At 62.8% G+C, this 16,808-nt stretch carries 13 protein-coding genes; 6 read left to right on the top strand and 7 right to left on the bottom strand.

From position 1 onward, the window contains the following. Nucleotides 1-46: 46 nt before the first annotated feature. The gene (locus tag H6M51_RS01960; RefSeq protein WP_185808198.1) at nt 47-1,840 is read right to left on the bottom strand and encodes an acyl-CoA dehydrogenase C-terminal domain-containing protein; all 1,794 of its coding nucleotides are present in this window, start codon (nt 1,838-1,840) and stop codon (nt 47-49) included. A 393-nt stretch (nt 1,841-2,233) separates the two neighbouring features. Here H6M51_RS01960 and H6M51_RS01955 point away from each other — a divergent pair, with 393 nt between their 5' ends. The 3 genes from H6M51_RS01955 (at nt 2,234) to H6M51_RS01945 (ending at nt 7,962) form a co-directional block, all read left to right on the top strand. Next, the gene (locus H6M51_RS01955; protein ID WP_185808197.1) at nt 2,234-6,037 is read left to right on the top strand and encodes a peptidoglycan-binding protein; all 3,804 of its coding nucleotides are present in this window, start codon (nt 2,234-2,236) and stop codon (nt 6,035-6,037) included. 202 nt (nt 6,038-6,239) lie between these two features. Continuing rightward, nucleotides 6,240-7,157 carry a sulfite exporter TauE/SafE family protein gene (locus H6M51_RS01950; RefSeq protein WP_185808196.1) on the top strand — a complete coding sequence of 306 codons (918 nt, stop codon included), beginning with the start codon at nt 6,240-6,242 and terminating at the stop codon, nt 7,155-7,157. Nucleotide 7,158: 1 nt separating this feature from the next. Then, a complete protein-coding gene (locus H6M51_RS01945) occupies nt 7,159-7,962 on the top strand; it encodes a TIGR02186 family protein (RefSeq protein WP_185808195.1) in 804 nt (267 codons plus the stop codon). Nucleotides 7,963-7,967: 5 nt separating this feature from the next. On the opposite strand, the gene pdeM is transcribed toward H6M51_RS01945, so the two are convergent. The 4 genes from pdeM to H6M51_RS01925 form a co-directional block, all read right to left on the bottom strand. Then, nucleotides 7,968-8,684, bottom strand: a complete 717-nt coding sequence (gene pdeM, locus H6M51_RS01940) for a ligase-associated DNA damage response endonuclease PdeM (protein ID WP_185808427.1) — start codon at nt 8,682-8,684, stop codon at nt 7,968-7,970. A 56-nt stretch (nt 8,685-8,740) separates the two neighbouring features. Beyond that, the gene (locus H6M51_RS01935; protein WP_185808194.1) at nt 8,741-11,260 is read right to left on the bottom strand and encodes a ligase-associated DNA damage response DEXH box helicase; all 2,520 of its coding nucleotides are present in this window, start codon (nt 11,258-11,260) and stop codon (nt 8,741-8,743) included. A gap of 48 nt (nt 11,261-11,308) precedes the next feature. Beyond that, nucleotides 11,309-11,947 carry a YitT family protein gene (locus H6M51_RS01930; RefSeq protein ID WP_185808193.1) on the bottom strand — a complete coding sequence of 213 codons (639 nt, stop codon included), beginning with the start codon at nt 11,945-11,947 and terminating at the stop codon, nt 11,309-11,311. A 115-nt stretch (nt 11,948-12,062) separates the two neighbouring features. Beyond that, the gene (locus H6M51_RS01925; protein ID WP_185808192.1) at nt 12,063-13,001 is read right to left on the bottom strand and encodes a class I SAM-dependent methyltransferase; all 939 of its coding nucleotides are present in this window, start codon (nt 12,999-13,001) and stop codon (nt 12,063-12,065) included. A gap of 167 nt (nt 13,002-13,168) precedes the next feature. Between H6M51_RS01925 and H6M51_RS01920 the strand changes: the two genes are divergently transcribed. Genes H6M51_RS01920 through H6M51_RS01910 form a run of 3 tightly spaced genes read left to right on the top strand, consistent with a single transcriptional unit; the run spans nt 13,169 to nt 15,326 of the window. Next, on the top strand, nt 13,169-13,435 hold the full coding sequence (locus tag H6M51_RS01920) for a DUF6460 domain-containing protein (protein WP_185808191.1): 267 nt from the start codon (nt 13,169-13,171) through the stop codon (nt 13,433-13,435). 1 nt (nt 13,436) lies between these two features. Next, on the top strand, nt 13,437-13,940 hold the full coding sequence (locus H6M51_RS01915) for a CAP domain-containing protein (RefSeq protein WP_210314663.1): 504 nt from the start codon (nt 13,437-13,439) through the stop codon (nt 13,938-13,940). Between the two features lie 39 nt (nt 13,941-13,979). Further along, nucleotides 13,980-15,326, top strand: coding sequence for an MATE family efflux transporter (locus tag H6M51_RS01910; RefSeq protein ID WP_185808190.1), 1,347 nt, complete (start codon nt 13,980-13,982; stop codon nt 15,324-15,326). On the opposite strand, the gene H6M51_RS01905 is transcribed toward H6M51_RS01910, so the two are convergent. Both H6M51_RS01905 and H6M51_RS01900 read right to left on the bottom strand, forming a co-directional pair. Continuing rightward, entirely contained in the window at nt 15,302-16,390 is a 1,089-nt protein-coding gene (locus H6M51_RS01905) for a quinone-dependent dihydroorotate dehydrogenase (RefSeq protein ID WP_185808189.1), read from the bottom strand. The two genes, H6M51_RS01910 and H6M51_RS01905, sit on opposite strands and share 25 nt — an antisense overlap. Continuing rightward, on the bottom strand, nt 16,390-16,746 hold the full coding sequence (locus H6M51_RS01900; protein WP_185808188.1) for a DUF952 domain-containing protein: 357 nt from the start codon (nt 16,744-16,746) through the stop codon (nt 16,390-16,392). The genes H6M51_RS01905 and H6M51_RS01900 overlap by 1 nt, the downstream gene beginning before the upstream one ends. Between the last annotated feature and the right edge of the window lie 62 nt (nt 16,747-16,808).

The following is a 16,808-nucleotide window of genomic DNA, read 5'->3' as shown; positions in this document are numbered from 1 at the left end:
CCCCTCCCCATCCCTCCCCACAAGGGGGAGGGAGCAGGTCGCGCAATCAAAACGCTTCCGCGGCCATTTCCATCAGGCTGTCGGCACCAGTTTCGATGCGGGCCTTGCGCAATGCCGTCTCCGGCATGACCTTTTCCATGTAGAAACGGCCGGTCAACAGCTTGTTCCTGTAGTAGTCGGCATCGCCAAACCCTGCTGCGAGGTTATCGTTGGCGGCCTTCGCCATCTTGGCCCACATGTAGCCGAGCACGACGAGACCGAAGAGGTGCATGTAATCGGTCGAACCAGCACCGGCATTGTCGGGCTTGGCCATGGCGTTCTGCATGAACCACATGGTCGAGGCCTGCAGGTCGTTGAGGCCCTTCTTCAGGCCCTTGGTGAAGAAGGCCATGTTCTCGTCATTGCGATGCTCCTCGCAGAAATCGCCGATTTCCTTGAACAGGGCCATGACGGCGCGACCGCCATTGAGGCCGAGCTTGCGGCCGACGAGGTCGAGCGCCTGGATACCGTTTGCGCCTTCGTAGATCATCGCGATGCGGGCATCGCGCACATACTGGCTCATGCCCCATTCTTCGATATAGCCGTGGCCGCCATAGACCTGCTGGGCCATGACAGCGTGATCGAAGCCCTTGTCGGTCAGCACACCCTTGAGGATAGGCGTCATCAGGCCGAGCACGTCGTCGGCAAGCTGCTTTTCAGCCGCATCATCCGAACGATGGGCAATGTCGGACTTGAGCGCGGTCCAAAGCAGGAAAGCGCGCCCGGCTTCGTTGAAGGATTTAATGGTCAGCAGAGCACGACGGATATCCGGGTGCACGATGATCGGATCGGCCCTCTTTTCCGGCGCCTTGACGCCCGACAATGACCGGCCCTGGATGCGTTCGCGGGCATAATTGGCGGCATTCTGGTAGGCGATTTCGGAGATCGACAGACCCTGCAGACCGACGCCAAGACGGGCTTCGTTCATCATGACGAACATGGCAGCTAAGCCCTTGTTCTCGGCACCGATCAGATAGCCGGTCGCCTCGTCATAGTTCATCACGCAGGTCGCGTTGCCGTGGATGCCCATCTTGTGCTCGATGGCGCCGCAAGTGACCGTGTTGCGGGCACCGACGGAGCCGTCATCGCCGACCATGAATTTCGGCACGATGAAGAGCGAGATGCCCTTGGTGCCCTCAGGTGCACCTTCGATGCGGGCCAGCACCAGGTGAATGATGTTGTCCGACATGTCGTGTTCGCCGGCAGAGATGAAGATCTTCTGGCCGGAAATCTTGTAGGAGCCGTCGCCGTTCGGAACGGCCTTGGTGCGCAGAAGGCCGAGGTCGGTGCCGCAATGGGGCTCGGTCAGGTTCATGGTACCGGTCCAGATGCCCTCGACCATCTTCGGCAGATACTTCTGCTTCTGCTCATCGGAGCCGTGCTCCAGGATCGCGGCGATCGCGCCCTGCGTCAGGCCCGGATACATCATCAGCGCCATGTTGGCGGACGACATATACTCGCCAACGGCCGAATGCAGCGTGTAGGGCAGACCCTGGCCACCGAAGTCTGCGGGCACAGCAAGGCCAAGCCAGCCGCCCTGACAGTAGGCATCATAGGCTTCCTTGAAGCCCTTCGGGGTCTTGACTGAACCGTCATCAGAGCGAACGCAGCCTTCCTGGTCGCCGGAGAGATTGAGCGGGAAAAGCTGCTCTTCCGCAAGCTTGGCCGCTTCACCGACGATCGCCTCGATCATGTCGGGGGTCGCGTCTTCAAAGCCCGGCAGATTGTTGTACCGCTCGAGACCAAGGACGTCGTTGAGAATGAAAAGCGTGTCGTTTACGGGGGCCTTGTAGACAGGCATCGGTCATCTTCCTCCAAAGACTTCGGTTCCGACGGGATCGGACTGTTCTCGCTTATACAAATAATTGACGTGCGCGTAAACGTCAAAGTTTTGAGCCGCGGCATTTTGTGCAGCCGTCATGAACCCTCCCGTTCCATCAAGCAGCTCTAACGAAAGCCGCTTGTGCGGGGCGTGACGAGAGAAAAGAGCCCGGATCGTTCATCAAATTTTGGCGAAGCTTAACGGCTTGTTTACCATGTTTCATGAAAGGTTGCGTTCGAAAGCTGGTGATCCATCCGCGATTCCGACCCGCCCGCCTGTCACCCCGGAAGGCGCACGGGTCGAAGCCGAAATGAACCACCCGGACGCATTCGGACGAAACTGTCGTCCGACACCTTTGAGGCGAGCAGAACCATGAACGGATCGCGATCCCAGACCCCACGGCCCGGCAACCCGTCCTCGCTGGATGCGTTGAGCCGTACCATCGAGGGACTCGAGGCGCGTATCGAGGGCCTGATCGGCCAGCAAATTGCCCGCAGCCGCGGTGCTGACGAGCCCGCATCACGAGCGCTGTCCGGCCGCCGCGCCGACGATCTGCCACGCAGCGAGCGCGATGCTCGCGATTCCAGGCCGGATCCGCTGGCCGAAATCCGTCAGCGCCAGCGCGCGCTCGAGGAAAGCCGTTCCCGTCCAACCGAACGCAGCCTTTACAGCCGCAGCGAAGAGCCGGCCCCGCGTGCGGCGGTCCGCCAGCCCCTGCCGCCACTTTCCGATCCGCAGCCGGCCTATGGCTCGCGCGCAGCCGCCCCTGTAGCGGCGCCCGTGCGCCCGAGCCAGGACATAACCGAAGCGCTCAGTGGTCTTCGCCGGGAATTGAAACAGGACATCAGCGAGAGCCTGTCACGCGAGATCGCAGGCTTGCGCAACGAGATGCGCTCGATCCGCCAGCTCGCGGCGGAAAGCCGTCCGCAAGACGACATGCGCCAGGATATTGCCCGGCTTGCCGAAAGCATTCAGCGCCTCGAAGGCATCAAGGCCCCGGGTACCGATGGCCTGCGCCAGGACTTCAATGAATTGCGTTCGCTGATGGACGGCCTTGCCCGCGAAGATTCCGTGCGCCGTATGGAACGCCGGTGGGACGACGTCGAGGGCCGGCTTGACGGCCTCGATACCGGTGCCATGCGCGACGAAATCATTCGCATCGCCGACCGGCTCGACGATATTCGCTCGCAGCTCGGTGGCATGGGCGACACCCGCACCATCCGCGCGCTGGAGGACAAGCTCGTCACCGTGGCCTCGGCGCTTGAGCATATCGGCGCGCATTTCGATCCGAACGAACGCAAGCTGATGGAGCAGTTCTCCGCGCTCGACATGCGGCTCGATGAGATCACCCGGGCGATTGCCGCCGGCAGCCGCAACAGCGGTCCGGGCAACGATCCAGCGACCTTTCATCGGCTGGAAGAGCGCCTTTCGGGCTTGGCTCGCCAGATCGAAACACTGTCCGAGCGGCGCGCGTCGCAGCCGGACGCCTCGATCGAGATGGCCGAGCGACTGGAGCTTCTCACCGAACGCATCGAGCAACTGTCGGCCGACCAAGGAGCCGCCCGGCTCGAAGAGAGGCTCGACCAGCTTTCCTACATGCTGGAGAAGGTTCAGCGTCCGGTGCCGGCACCGGAACTCACCGGCTACCTGGCCGACATTTCCCGCAAGATCGACGCGCTCGACGGCGGCGCTGTCAACGACCGACTTGCCGATCGCCTGGAAATCCTTGCCCGCCGCATCGAGGAACTGGACGCACCACAGCCGGTCGCCATGATCGACGACAATGCACTCCGCAACCTCGAAGATCGTCTCAATGCCGTCGTCGACCGTCTTGAGGAAACCAGTTCCGCTGCGCCTGTCGGCGAAAGCGCGAGCCTGAAGGGTCTCGAAGACCAGATCGCTCATCTTTCGGCCCTGATCAGCCAGCCGTCGCCGGCCGATCCGGAGGTTGCCGGGCGCATCTCGGCTCTGGAAGACTATGTCTCGACCAGCGACGAATATATCATCGAGGCAGCCCGCCAGGCTGCCGAGACGGTGATGGCCAACTTCGCCCAGCGCTTCCCAGCCGGAAGCCAGGCCGCCTCAGCCGACCTCTCCGCCCTTTCCGCCCTTTCGGATAACCTGAAGCAACTCGAAGATTTTACCCGCCACTCAGAGGAGCGCACGCATCGCACCTTCGAGGCGCTGCATGACACACTGGTTCAGATCGCCGGACGGCTCGACGAGCTCCATCACACGGGCCAGCAGCCCGAGGCAGCACCGCTCTTTGCCCAGGCGCCCATTGCTCCGGCGCCGGCACCACGCGCAGTTGAGGCCGTGGCACCGGCTTCACAGCCCCGACGTATGGTTGTCGAAGACGTTGTCGAAACGGCTCATCCGATCGATCAGGAACTTCTCGCCGCTGCGGACGACTTTGCGCAGACGATGACAGCCCTGCCCGTCATCGATGCGGCCAGGGAGAAGAAGGTCTCGAAGCCGAGCCTGCTCGCCGGCCTCGGCAAGAAGCTGATGCCGGGCAAGAAGGCGCCTAAGGCTCCGACCGAGGCCCGCCAGGCGGTGGCTCAATCGCCGTCGATCGATCCGGTCGACGTCCTTCCTCCCGATGATGCCAACGAGTTGCTTGAACCCGGCTCGGGCGCACCCGATGTCCGCAAGATCCTGGAGCGTGTGCGCGCCAGCCAGCAGGCTGCAAAGGGCGGCAGTGCCACCACTGCCGAAACAGGTGACCGCGCCGACTATATCGCGGCTGCCCGTCGCGCGGCTCAAGCGGCTGCGATGGAAATGGACCGGGCTCAGAAAGCCACGCCCAGCGGCAGCAAGACCGTCGCGGATGTCAAGGCGAAGGCAAAGACCGGCGAACCCTCACTCTTTGCACGCTATCGCCGCCCGATCCTGATGGCGGTCGGCGCCGTGCTTCTCGTTGCCATGGCCATGCCGCTGGTCAACACGCTGACCCGCAGCGAGGCACCCGCCGTTATCGAAGAGAGCGTCCCAGAAGAAACAAGCGAAGCCCCTGAGCTGGCACCGGCAGCCGACACCGGGATGGCAAGCGCTGCAGATGACCAAGTGGTGGCTGCACCGGTCACGGAAACCGATGTCGTGGATGCGGAGCCCCCCGCCGAGACGGCAGATGACCTTGCCGTGGCAGAGGCACCTTCCTCACCCATTCAAGCCACAGAAGTACCCCCGGTGAGCGCCCTGATGGCCCCGGCCGAGACGGCGCCTGCCCAGACGCTCGAAAGCCCGGCCAAGGTTGCAGACCCCAGTGTGGTGGTTGCGCAGGAGATCGCACCAGCAGCACCGGCAGCCCCCGCGGCAGAGATCGTGGTCCCGGCCGAGATCACGCCGCCTTCGCTGTCGATCGCTGCAAAGAACGGCGATCCACTTGCGCTCTTCGAAATCGGCGCGCGCTACACCGAAGGCCGTGGCGTCAAGAACGATTTCGCCGAAGCCGCCAAATGGTACCGTCTGTCTGCCGACAGAGGGTTTGCGGTCGCGCAATACAGGCTTGCCAACTTCCTTGAAAAGGGAACGGGCGTCGCCCCCGACATCGCGGAAGCCAAGCGCTACTATGAGATGGCGGCCAATGCCGGCAATGCCAGCGCGATGCACAATCTCGCCGTCATTTACGCTTCCGGCAAGGATGGTGCGCAAGACTATGCCAAGGCGGTCGAGTGGTTCACCAAAGCCGCCGATTACGGCGTCTCCGACAGTCAGTTCAATCTCGCGATCCTCAGCGCCCGTGGCAACGGGACCGCCCAGGATCTCGTCGCATCCTACAAATGGTTTGCAATCGCCGCCAAGGGTGGCGACACGGATGCTGCCCAGAAGCGGGACGAGGTGGCAAATGCGCTCAAGCCAGAGCAACTGGAACGGGCGCGTGCCGACGTCGACCTTTGGAAGGCCAAGGAACTCAGCCCCGACGCCAATTCAGCCAATACGCCGGATGAGTGGGCGGGCAAGGGCCTCAAGACTGCCAGCGTCGACATGAAAAAGGCGATCCGCAACATCCAGGCGATCCTGAACAAGAACGGCTTCGATGCCGGCACGCCGGACGGTGTGATGGGAGACAAGACTGTCTCTGCGATCAAGTCCTTCCAGACATCGATTGGCGAGCAGCCGACGGGTCAGGTGACGGACAAACTGGTGACCGAACTGCTCGCGCGCAACAAATGATGCGACTGTCATAAAACACCGCGATTGAGAGCCTATGACAGGCTCTCGAATTGACTTGATTGCCCATCAGGCGCAAGAAAGAATTCGAAGGGGAACAAGTCCGATCAAGGACTTGCAGCCACCCAGCATGAGAGAGCAAAGGGTTTGAGACCCTGACGTGACCGCGCCTTCGTGCGCGGGCATTCGCATTTGAGGTCCTGAGGTGACGATCTATCTGCCGATCGCCGAAATGTCGGTCAACGTGTTCATCATTCTGGGAATGGGCGCGGCTGTCGGCTTTCTCTCGGGCATGTTCGGTGTGGGCGGCGGATTTCTGATTACGCCGCTCCTGATCTTCTACAACATTCCGCCCGTGGTGGCCGTGGCGACCGGCGCCAACCAGGTGGTCGCCTCCTCGGTCTCCGGCGCGATCTCGCATTTTCGGCGCGGAACGCTCGATGTGAAGCTGGGGTCGGTCCTGTTGATCGGAGGCCTCGTCGGAGCAAGCATCGGTGTCTATATCTTTTCATGGCTTCGGAGGCAGGGCCAGCTCGACCTGATCATCTCGCTGCTCTACGTCGCCTTCCTCGGCACGGTAGGTGGCCTGATGCTGGCGGAGAGCCTACGGGCCCTGCGCCGCGCGGCGCGCAACGAGCCGGCGCCCCTGAAGCGGCCGGGCCAGCACAACTGGGTGCATCGCCTGCCGTTCAAGATGCGTTTCAAAAAGTCGAAGATCTATCTCAGCGTCGTCCCGATCCTGGCCCTCGGCTTCTGCATCGGCATACTGACGTCGGTCATGGGTGTTGGCGGCGGTTTCATCATGGTCCCGGCCATGATCTATCTGCTCAGGATCCCGACCAATGTTGTCGTCGGCACCTCGCTGTTCCAAATCATCTTCACTACCGCCTACACAACCATCGTCCAGGCGGCGACCAACTATTCTGTCGATATCGTGCTGGCCTTCATCCTGATGGTCGCAGGCGTGATCGGGGCACAGTACGGCGTGCGGGTCGGACAGAAGCTGCGCGGGGAACAGTTGCGCGCACTTCTCGGACTGCTGGTTCTCGCTGTCGGCGTGCGTCTGGCGATCGAGCTCGTGGTGACGCCCGCCGACATCTATTCGCTGGCGATCGGAGGCTGAAATGAGCGCAAGGCTTTTCGCTCTGGTCCTCAGCCTTGTCGCCGCGCTGGCGCTCCCGGTGGCGGCACAGGACCCGCTGGCCGCACAGCTTGCTGAACGCGAGGGCCTCGAAATCGGCATCTCGACGAGCGAGATCGCGATCACCTCGGACTTCTCCGGCGCTGACCTGACGGTATTCGGTGCCCTTACGAATACCGACCAATTGCTGCTTGCGATCGGCCAGTATGATATCGTCGTGACGCTGGAGGGTCCCCGGGACTGGACGACTGTCCGGCGCAAGGAGCGCCTGTTCGGGATCTGGGTCAATCGGACTTCGCTCACCTTCGAGCAGATGCCGATTTCCTATTCGCTTGCCAGCACACGACCGGTGGAAGAGATCGCCGAGGATGATGTCCTCACCTCGCTCGGTATCGGCATCGATCACCTGGCGCTAACACCCACGGGCTTCATCAGCAACTCCGCCAATCTCGGCGAGTTTCGTGATGCGTTTCGCAGACTGAAGCAGAATCGCGGCCTCTACCAGCGCGATACGGGTGGCGTGCGCTTCGTGTCTTCGAGCCTCTTTCAGGCGACGCTGCGGCTCCCAGCCAACATCCCGAACGGCGTACACACGGTGCACGCCTATCTCTTCAAGTCAGGCGAGTTCATCGCCTCGAAGGAATTGCCGCTCCGGGTTATCAAGACAGGCCTGGAAGAAGCGATTACCGAGGCCGCCCACCAGCAGCCGCTTGCCTACGGCACGTTCGCCGTGCTGCTGGCCCTGATCACGGGCTGGGCGGCAAGCCTGATCTTCCGCAAGGACTGACGGCTTCAGCCAATCAGATTGCCGTAACGCACCGAGTAGATCCGGTCGCGGCCAAGCAGGTGCGCGATCAGGTCGGTGCGGGCAAAGAGGCCGGTGAAGGCCTTGTGGCGCAGGTCGAGGCCACCTGTTGTCACGCCGAAGGACGGCATGACCAAACGCAGACCATCTGTGGCGAAGCAGGGGCGGCGAACGGATTTTTCGCGGCGGCGAACGGTTGCGGACGGATGAAGGTGGCCGGCGACTTCGCCCTTGCCATGAGCGAGCGACGGTTCGTGGCGGAAGGTGAGGCCGGCGAGGGAAAACTCGTCCATCGAATTGCCCGGTAATGCCGTCGTACCATCCGGATCGTGGTTGCCGTTGATCCAGATGAATTCGCGTCCGCCAGCAAGGCCGAAGATCATCTCGCGGAAGAGCGTGGGCATCAGAGCCGAGCCGACACGATCGTGGAAATTGTCGCCGAGGCTGACGATCGTGGTGGGTTCGTAGCGCGCCACTACGCGTTCCAGCATGCGGAGAGTCGCGAGCGTGTCGTAAGGTGGCAGGAGTTGCCCGCGCCTTGCAAAGGCCGCTCCCTTTTCAAGATGCAGGTCTGAGACCACGAGGGTGCGATGATCCGGCAGATAAAGAGCACCGGTCAGATCGCAGACGGCCGCGACACCCGAGACCGCGATCTCGGTTGTGGTCTCCGCTGTCTCTGTTGGCGCGAGGCGCCGGGCGGTCATACCCGTCATCTGTTCATTCCGCAGCATCCACGCCCGTCATAGCCGCTCTGCATGATTCACGCCATGGCCTCGGCAATGAGATCTTCTGCCGCCATGGACAACACGTGTTCCTGGGCCTCGCCTGCCACCGGCTCCTTGCCGATCTCCAGCATGACCGGGACGGCGAGCGGCGAGATCTGTGTCAGTCTCTTGTGCAGGATGTGTCCCTTGATTCGCTCCAGCATATCGGCAAGCCGGGCAATGTCCAAAAGTCCGGCGGCGGCATCCTGTCGCGTCGCCTGGAGCAGGATGTGATCGGGCTCGTGACTGCGCAGCACGTCGTAGATGAGGTCCGAGGAAACCGTCACCTGCCGGCCGGACTTTTCCTTGCCGGGATGCCGCTGTTCGATCAGACCGGCGATGACCGCGCAGTTGCGGAAGGTGCGCTTCAGCATGAAGCTCTCGTCGAGCCAGGTTTCGAGATCGTCACCCAGCATGTCCTGATCGAAGAGCTCGGCGAGGCTCAAGGCACCTCGTGCGATCAGCGAGCCCATGTCCTCCAGCCCCCAGATGGCGAGTGCGTAATCGGTCGCGACGAAGCCCAGCGGCTTGGCACGCATGCGCTCCAGCCGTCGCGTGAGCAGCATGCCGAGCGTCTGGTGCGCCAGCCGGCCCTCGAAGGCATAGATCACCATGTAGAAGCGCTCGCCGCGCGGAAAGGTCTCGATCAGGAGATCGCCGCGCTTGGGCAGCACGGACTTTTCCGCCTGTAGCGACAGCCAATCGCGCACCTGATCGGGCAGGCCGGTGCGACGGTCCGGATCGTCCAGCATGGCACGCACCTGATCGGCGAGATAGGTCGAGAGCGGGAACTTGCCGCCGGCATAGGCCGGGATTTTGGGGTCCATCGAAAAGGCATTCGATACGAGGCATTCATTGTCGCGGATACCCTCAAATCGCAGCACCTTACCCGAAAAGAGGAAAGTATCGCCTTGGGTCAGTTGCTCAAAGAAATACTCCTCCACCTTACCCAGCGTCATGCCGCCGCGGCCGATCGAACCGAGATGGTTGCGCTTGACCAATCGCACATTGAGCATTGGCATCTCGACGATGGTGCCGAGGTTCAGGCGGTATTGCTGGGCGACCTGCGGATTGGAGACGCGCCATAAGCCGTCCTTGCGGCGGCGGATACGGGCGTAGCGCTCGTAGGTCCGAAGCGCATAGCCGCCGGTCGCGACAAAATCGACGATGCGGGCGAAGGTCTCGCGCGGCAGGCTGGCATACGGGAGCGCCGTCGTCACCTCGCGGTACAACTCCTCCTCGTCGAAGGCATCGGCGCAGGCCATGCCGAGAACATGCTGAGCCAGCACATCGAGCGAGCCTTCTCCCACCGGCGGCGTATCCTGCGCACCGATATAGTTTGCATCGAGGGCGGCCTGGCACTCCATGACCTCAAATCGGTTGGCCGGCACGAGAATGGCGCGCGACGGCTCGTCCATGCGGTGATTGGCGCGGCCGATGCGCTGGGCAAGGCGCGAGGCGCCCTTGGGCGCACCGACATGGATGACGAGATCGACGTCCCCCCAGTCGATGCCGAGATCCAGCGTCGAGGTGGCCACGACCGCGCGCAGCCGGTTTTCAGCCATTGCCGCCTCGACCTTGCGGCGCTGGGAGACGTCGAGCGAACCATGATGCAGCGCGATTGGCAGGCTGTCGTCGTTTGCGGTCCACAGCTCCTGAAACAGCATCTCGGCCTGCGAGCGCGTGTTGACGAAGAGGAGCGTCGTCCGGAACTCCTTCAGCACCTTGTAGATTTCGGGGATGGCATAGACCGCCCGATGCCCGGACCAGGGAATGCGATCTTCGGTCTGCAGGATGGTGATATTGGGCCTCGCGCCGCCCTCGACCCTGATCAATCCGGTCGCCGCCTCGCCTTCCTCAGGCTGTGCGACCAGCCAGCGGCGCAGGTCCATCGGCTGCGCGACGGTGGCCGAGAGGCCGATGGTCTTCAGGCCCGGGGCAAGTTTCCTCAGGCGCGCCAGTCCAAGCGACAGCAGATGCCCGCGTTTCGAGGTCACCAGCGAATGAAGTTCGTCGAAGATGACGTAGCGCAGGTCCTTGAAGAAACGCGCCGCATCCGAATGCGAGATCAGCAGGGCCACCTGCTCGGGCGTGGTGAGCAGGATATCCGGCGGATTGGTCTTCTGCCGCTGGCGCTTGGAAGCCGGGGTGTCGCCGGTGCGGTTCTCGATGGTGATCGGAAGCCCCATCTCTGTGACGGGCTTCATCAGGTTTCGCTCGATATCGACGGCGAGCGCCTTGAGCGGCGAGATGTAGAGCGTATGGATGCCGGTGAAGGCCTCGCCCGGTTTCTTGCGGCCGCGCTCGGTGAGTTCGGTGAGCGACGGAAGAAAGCCGGCCAGTGTCTTGCCCGCGCCGGTCGGCGCGATCAGAAGCAGGCTTTCGCCGCCGTTTTCGCCCGATCTCGCCCGGGCCAGGAGTTCCAACTGATGGTCACGCGGCTGCCAGCCCTTTTCGCCGAACCAGCGGAGGAAGGGGGCAGGCAGAAGGGCAAGGGCGGAATCAGCGGTGGTCACCGCCCCAAGGTAGTGGACAAGCGGGGAAAGAGAAGGGAGAAAACGGCCTCACCGCAGTGCAATATACCGGTCCGAGCGGTGATTGATCGCGAGGAAGAGATTGAGCACCACCGCACCGATCACCGAGTACATCACCACCGAGGGGCTGACGACGGCAAAGGCGAGCGCCATGACGCAGAGATCGAACGCAAGCTGGACGAGGCCGGCGCGAATGCCGAAACGGTCCTGGATGTAGACAGCGAGGATGCCGAGACCGCCGAGGCTGGCGCGGTGGCGGTAGAGCGCGAGCAGGCCGAAGCCGAGCAGCAGACCACCAACGATCGCCGCCCAGACGGGCGCGATGCTCTGAATGACGAGGAAGCGGCTTTCGATCTCGACGATGAAGGAGGTGAGGCCGACGGCGGCAAAGGTCTTGATGGTGAAATCGAGACCGACACGGCGCAGCGACAGGATGTAGAACGGCAGATTGAGCAGGAAGAAGAGCAGACCGAAGCTCCAGCCGCTCCAATAGTGGAGGACGAAAGCGAGGCCGGCCATGCCACCGGTCAGAAGTCCGACTTGAGCGAGGAAATAGAGGCCAAGTGCTGCGATCAGGCTGCCGGCGACGATGCCCTGCAGATCCTCCGCCGGCGTGTGGCGGGTCGGGTTCGAATTCCAGATGCCCAGCATGCTCGTCAACTGCGCCATATCGCTCTCCAGACATTGACCTCCCTGGTACGAATCCTACGCGAGATCCCCTGGAAAACAAGGGCGATAGGTCAGTAAAGCTGACCTATGAAGCAATTCGCAAGAAAGCTGCTTCTCAGGCTATCCGGCTCGCAAGAAACAGAATGCCGGAGACGGATTTTCCGCCATCCATGCGAATGGTGGTGCGGGCCAAAGTGAGGACCTCGAAGCCGTTTTCGGCAAGACGTTGCCGGACATGCTGTTCGGTGTGGGCGTAACGCAGGCTAGGAGCCAGCAGGAAACCATCTCCCTCGCCCGCATCCTCGACCGAAAAGGCGAAGAATGCTCCTGGCCTTGCGAGGCGAGCGGCAAGCGAGAAGGCATTGGCGAGATCACCGAGATACATCAGCACATCGGCGGCGGAGACGATATCGGCACGCCCGTCAGCGAGGCCCTCATCGAAGAGGCCAGATTGCGCCGGATCAAGGGATAGATCGGCCTTGGCGAGGAAATCATAGAGACCTTTTTCCTCAGCCTTGGCGAGCATGTTGACCGACAGATCAAAGCCCTCCAGGCGGGCCACCCGGTCGCGGATCTCGGCGCCGAAGAGACCCGTGCCGCAGCCGAGGTCGACGGCGACCTCGAACCGCCTGTCGTCGTGATCTGCAATCAGCCGGGCGAGCTTGGCCGGGACGGTGTAGTCGAGCCGTTCGACGAGTGCTGTATCGAAGCGATCGGCATAGTCGTCGAACAGCGCCTCGACGTAACGCGACGGCGGCTGGTCAGGCACCTCTTCCGCGCCAAGCAGTGCGAGCTTCAGTTTGGCGCCGAAGAGATCCTGCGGGTCGAGCTCGAGCACACGCTGCAAGGCAGGAACGGCTTTTCCCGGCTGGTTCGCCTTCTCGGCGTAATCCGCCAGCCGCACGAGGCCCGCCGTCCAGTCGGGCACCAGTTCCAGCGCCTGCTCCATCAATTCGACGGCTGCCTCATGTTCGCCATTCTCGGCAAGCATGCGGGCATAATCGGCGCGGCGATCGGCGATGACATCGCCGGAGGAGAACTGGGTGGGGTGCATCGGGATCCCTTCGTGCCGTCCAGCCGGACGCGAGCCGGCATGGAGTGGGCGCGCGGTCTTGACCGATCGCCGGAAAAAACTCAAGTCCTATCGCAAGCGCTTGCTTCGCCGGCTTGCAGGGCGGGCGGACCGCGCCCATATCAGCGGACGACAACAGGAGATTACGCATGGCTGATGGCCTCAATCGATTTCTCGGCGATACCCCGGGCCGTACGCTCGTCAAGCTGATCGTCGTCTCGCTCATCGTCGGCTTCGTGATGTCCGTCCTCGGGCTCGATGCGGCCGACCTGCTGAACGGCGTCCGCTACTTTCTGATCGATCTCTGGTATACCGGCTTCGACGCACTCGGCCGTGTCGGGCAGTATCTGCTGATCGGAGCAACGATCGTCATTCCGGCCTTCATCCTGCTACGCCTCTTCGCCTCCAGGAACTGATATGCCGATCGCCGATCTTGCCTTGCCCCGCCGCCGGCTGGTCCTGATTTCGGCCAGCCTCATGACGGCAGCTATAGCCGGCTGCCGTTCCACCGACATCCTCAACCCCGATGACGGGCAGTCGCGCGCCGAGACGGAGGCTGCGCTGCCGATGGTCAATCGCCTCCGCCAGTCGCGTGGTCTATCATCGCTTTCGCGTGGCAAGGCTGCGGAAGTGGCCGCAATCGCCCAGGCCAAGCGCATGGCGCGTGCCGGGGAGATGTCGCATCTGATCGGCTTCAACGACAGTTTCGGGGCCCGGATGAAGGGACACGGCGTGCCCCTGCCTGCCGCCGAGAACATCGCGACCGGCCAGGACAGCGTCGAACGTGCCGTGCAGGCCTGGATCGATTCCAAGCGGCATCTCGACAACATGCTTGGCAATTTCAACGGGCTCGGCGTCGCCGTGGCCTGGGATTCCGCTTCCGGCAACCGCCCCTACTGGGCCATGGTGCTGTCGGCCTGAGTGATTCCCTCTCCGCTCCGGTCCCCACCGGAGCGATCCATGCACAGCCCTTCTTCTTCCTCCACCCGAACCATCGAGGTCAGTCATCGCAGCGTGCTTGCGATCGCGGTCCCGATGACGCTCGGTTTCGTCACCACGCCGCTGCTCGGCCTTACCGATACCGCCGTCGTCGGACGGAGCGGTGATGCGGCCCAGCTTGCCGGGCTTGCCATCGCGGCGGCACTCTTCGATCTGCTTTTCGCCAGCCTGAATTTCCTGCGGGCCTCGACGACTGCGCTTGTGGCGCAGGCGCAGGGACGCGGCGAGACGACCGAACTCTTCGCCGTCTTCTGGCGGTCCATCGTCCTGTCGGTTGGCTTCGGCCTCATCATCCTGGTTGCGTCTCCGGCCATCGTGGGCTTTGGCCCGTCGATGATGGGCGCGGACGGCGGCGTGCAGGCAGCTGCGGCCACCTATATCGGCATCCGCATTCTTGCAGCACCCGTAACGCTCACGAACTTCACGCTGCTGGGTTTCGTGCTCGGACGCGGGCTGGGCTCTGTCGGGCTTGCGCTGCAGATCCTGCTGAATGGCGTCAACATCGTCATGTCGATCCTGCTTGGCGTTACCTTTGGCTTCGGCATCGCCGGTGTTGCCTGGGGCACCGTCATCGGCGAACTGATCGCGATGATTGCCGGCTTAACCTTTGTCTTCTGGCGCTACGGGCGGGCCGCCATGCCGCAGGTCTCGATGATCACCGACCGGATAAAGCTGATGGCGCTGTTCCGGCTGAACCGCGATATCCTCATCCGCACCTTCTCGCTGATCACGGCCTTCACCGTCATGACCCGGATCGGCGCCGGCTTCGGCGCCGTGACGCTTGCGGCCAATGCGGTGCTGATGAACTTCTTCATGATCGCGAGTTTCTATCTCGACGGCATGGCAACGGCTGCTGAACAGATTACCGGAGAGACGATCGGAGCCCGGCAGAGACGGGCCTTCGAACGCGCCGTCCGACTCACAGGCATCTGGTCGCTGGGTCTTGCCCTAGCGAGCGTCGCCTTCTTCCTGATCTTCGGCGATGCCATCATCGGCTTCATCACCACGGCCGGCGACGTGCGCGGCGCTGCCGAGACATATCTTATCTATGCGGCGCTGACGGCGCTCACCGGGGCACTTGCCTTCCACATGGACGGCGTCTTCATCGGCGCGACCTGGTCAGTCGAGATGCGCAACATGATGCTTGTTGCGCTCGCCGGCTACCTCGCCAGCGTCGGCGTGCTCGTCCCGTTGTTTGACAATCACGGGCTCTGGATCGCGCTCAACGTCTTTCTGGCCTTACGCGGCCTGCTGTTGCTGGCGCGGCTGAAGAGGAAGACCGATCAGACCTTTACCGACAGCCAGTGATCAAGCCTTGAATCCCGCAATTCGCGGATGCTCGCGACCTGCTCGTGGTCGAGCAAGCTCGACAGGCCCCGGACAATGCGCCCCGGCAGGGCCGGGCCCTCATAGACCATGCAGGAGTAAAGCTGCACGAGGTCGGCGCCGGCACGGATCTTTTCGAGCGCCGTTTCCGCCGAGGAGACACCCCCGACGCCGATGATCGGCAGGGTCGGTCCGACGCGTTTGCGCATGCGGGCAAGCACGGCGGTGGACTTGTCGAAGAGCGGGGCGCCAGAGAGGCCACCCGCCTCGCCCGCAAGGGTAGGATCGGTCAGGCCATCGCGGGACAGCGTCGTATTGGAAACGATCAGACCATCGAGATCGTGGGCCGCCACGACCTCGGCGATGTCGTCCATGCCCTCTTCCGTCAGATCGGGCGCGATCTTCAGGAAGACCGGCAGGCGTTTGCCTGCCTTCAGGCCCTCTTCCGAGCGGGCGGTCAGCACAGCCGATAGGAGCGCATCAAGGCTTTCCTTGGCCTGCAGGTCGCGCAGACCAGGCGTGTTGGGCGAGGAGATATTCGCGGTGAAGTAGGTCGCGACGGAATAGAAGCGGCGGATGCCGGCAACATAGTCGGCGATACGGTCCGTCGCATCCTTGTTGGCGCCGATGTTGACGCCGACGATGCCGGGACGGTTGCGTCGTGCTGAGAGCCGGGCAAGGGCTGCTGCATGGCCCCCGTTGTTGAAGCCAAGGCGGTTGATCACCGCATGGTCGCGCTCCAGGCGGAAGATGCGCGGCTTCGGATTGCCGGCCTGGGGCTTCGGCGTCAGCGTGCCGACCTCGGCAAAACCGAAACCGAGCGACAGAAGAGCGTCCGGCACTTCGGCATTCTTGTCATAGCCGGCAGCCATGCCGAGCGAGTTCGGGAAGCGAATTCCGGCTACCGTCTGGGCCAGGCGCGGATCGGCTGCGGCCTTGCAGGCCGGAACGAGCCCCGTCTTCAGAGCCGCAATCGAAAGCCCATGGGCCGTCTCGGCATCGAAGAGGAAGAGGCCGCGACGGCCGAGCGAAAAGAGATCGGACATCACGGCTTCTCCCCGGTCAGGCTTGGAAAGACATGCAGGCCATCCTCACCAAGGGCCAGGGGCTTTTCCCAGAGCACTGCATCGAAGGGCAGGTCGGCATAAAGATGCGGGAACAGATCACCGCCGCGCGAGGCTTCCCACTTCAAAGCGTCACCGAAAAGGGTGGCATCAACCGCCACCAGCAGAAGATCGGACTGACCGGCGAAATGCAGCCGGGCCGTCTCAACGGCCTGGGCGGCCGTCGAGAAATGGATGTAACCGTCCTTGAGATCGATCGGCGCGCCCTTGAAAACACCCGCCACGCGGGCTGGCTGCCATAATTCTCGCGGCACGATCTTGTATATGCTCTTGTCCAAGGTTCGGTCTCTCGCAGATCATGAGGGTCGAGGCGGGTTTGCCGCAAACGTCGACAAATGTC

This window comes from Rhizobium sp. AQ_MP (assembly GCF_014237835.1).
Lineage (GTDB): Bacteria > Pseudomonadota > Alphaproteobacteria > Rhizobiales > Rhizobiaceae > Allorhizobium.
Note: the sequence above shows the minus strand (reverse complement) of the source record. Positions and strands in the feature narration are given on the sequence as shown.

Coding starts and splice junctions, on each gene's coding strand:
- H6M51_RS01915 (WP_210314663.1), top strand. CDS start 13,437: ATGCCGATCGCCGATCTTGCCTTGCCCCGCCGCCGGCTGGTCCTGATT.
- H6M51_RS01910 (WP_185808190.1), top strand. CDS start 13,980: ATGCACAGCCCTTCTTCTTCCTCCACCCGAACCATCGAGGTCAGTCAT.
- H6M51_RS01955 (WP_185808197.1), top strand. CDS start 2,234: ATGAACGGATCGCGATCCCAGACCCCACGGCCCGGCAACCCGTCCTCG.
- H6M51_RS01905 (WP_185808189.1), bottom strand. CDS start 16,390: ATGTCCGATCTCTTTTCGCTCGGCCGTCGCGGCCTCTTCCTCTTCGAT.
- H6M51_RS01920 (WP_185808191.1), top strand. CDS start 13,169: ATGGCTGATGGCCTCAATCGATTTCTCGGCGATACCCCGGGCCGTACG.
- H6M51_RS01960 (WP_185808198.1), bottom strand. CDS start 1,840: ATGCCTGTCTACAAGGCCCCCGTAAACGACACGCTTTTCATTCTCAAC.
- H6M51_RS01945 (WP_185808195.1), top strand. CDS start 7,159: ATGAGCGCAAGGCTTTTCGCTCTGGTCCTCAGCCTTGTCGCCGCGCTG.
- H6M51_RS01930 (WP_185808193.1), bottom strand. CDS start 11,947: ATGGCGCAGTTGACGAGCATGCTGGGCATCTGGAATTCGAACCCGACC.
- H6M51_RS01925 (WP_185808192.1), bottom strand. CDS start 13,001: ATGCACCCCACCCAGTTCTCCTCCGGCGATGTCATCGCCGATCGCCGC.
- pdeM (WP_185808427.1), bottom strand. CDS start 8,684: ATGACCGCCCGGCGCCTCGCGCCAACAGAGACAGCGGAGACCACAACC.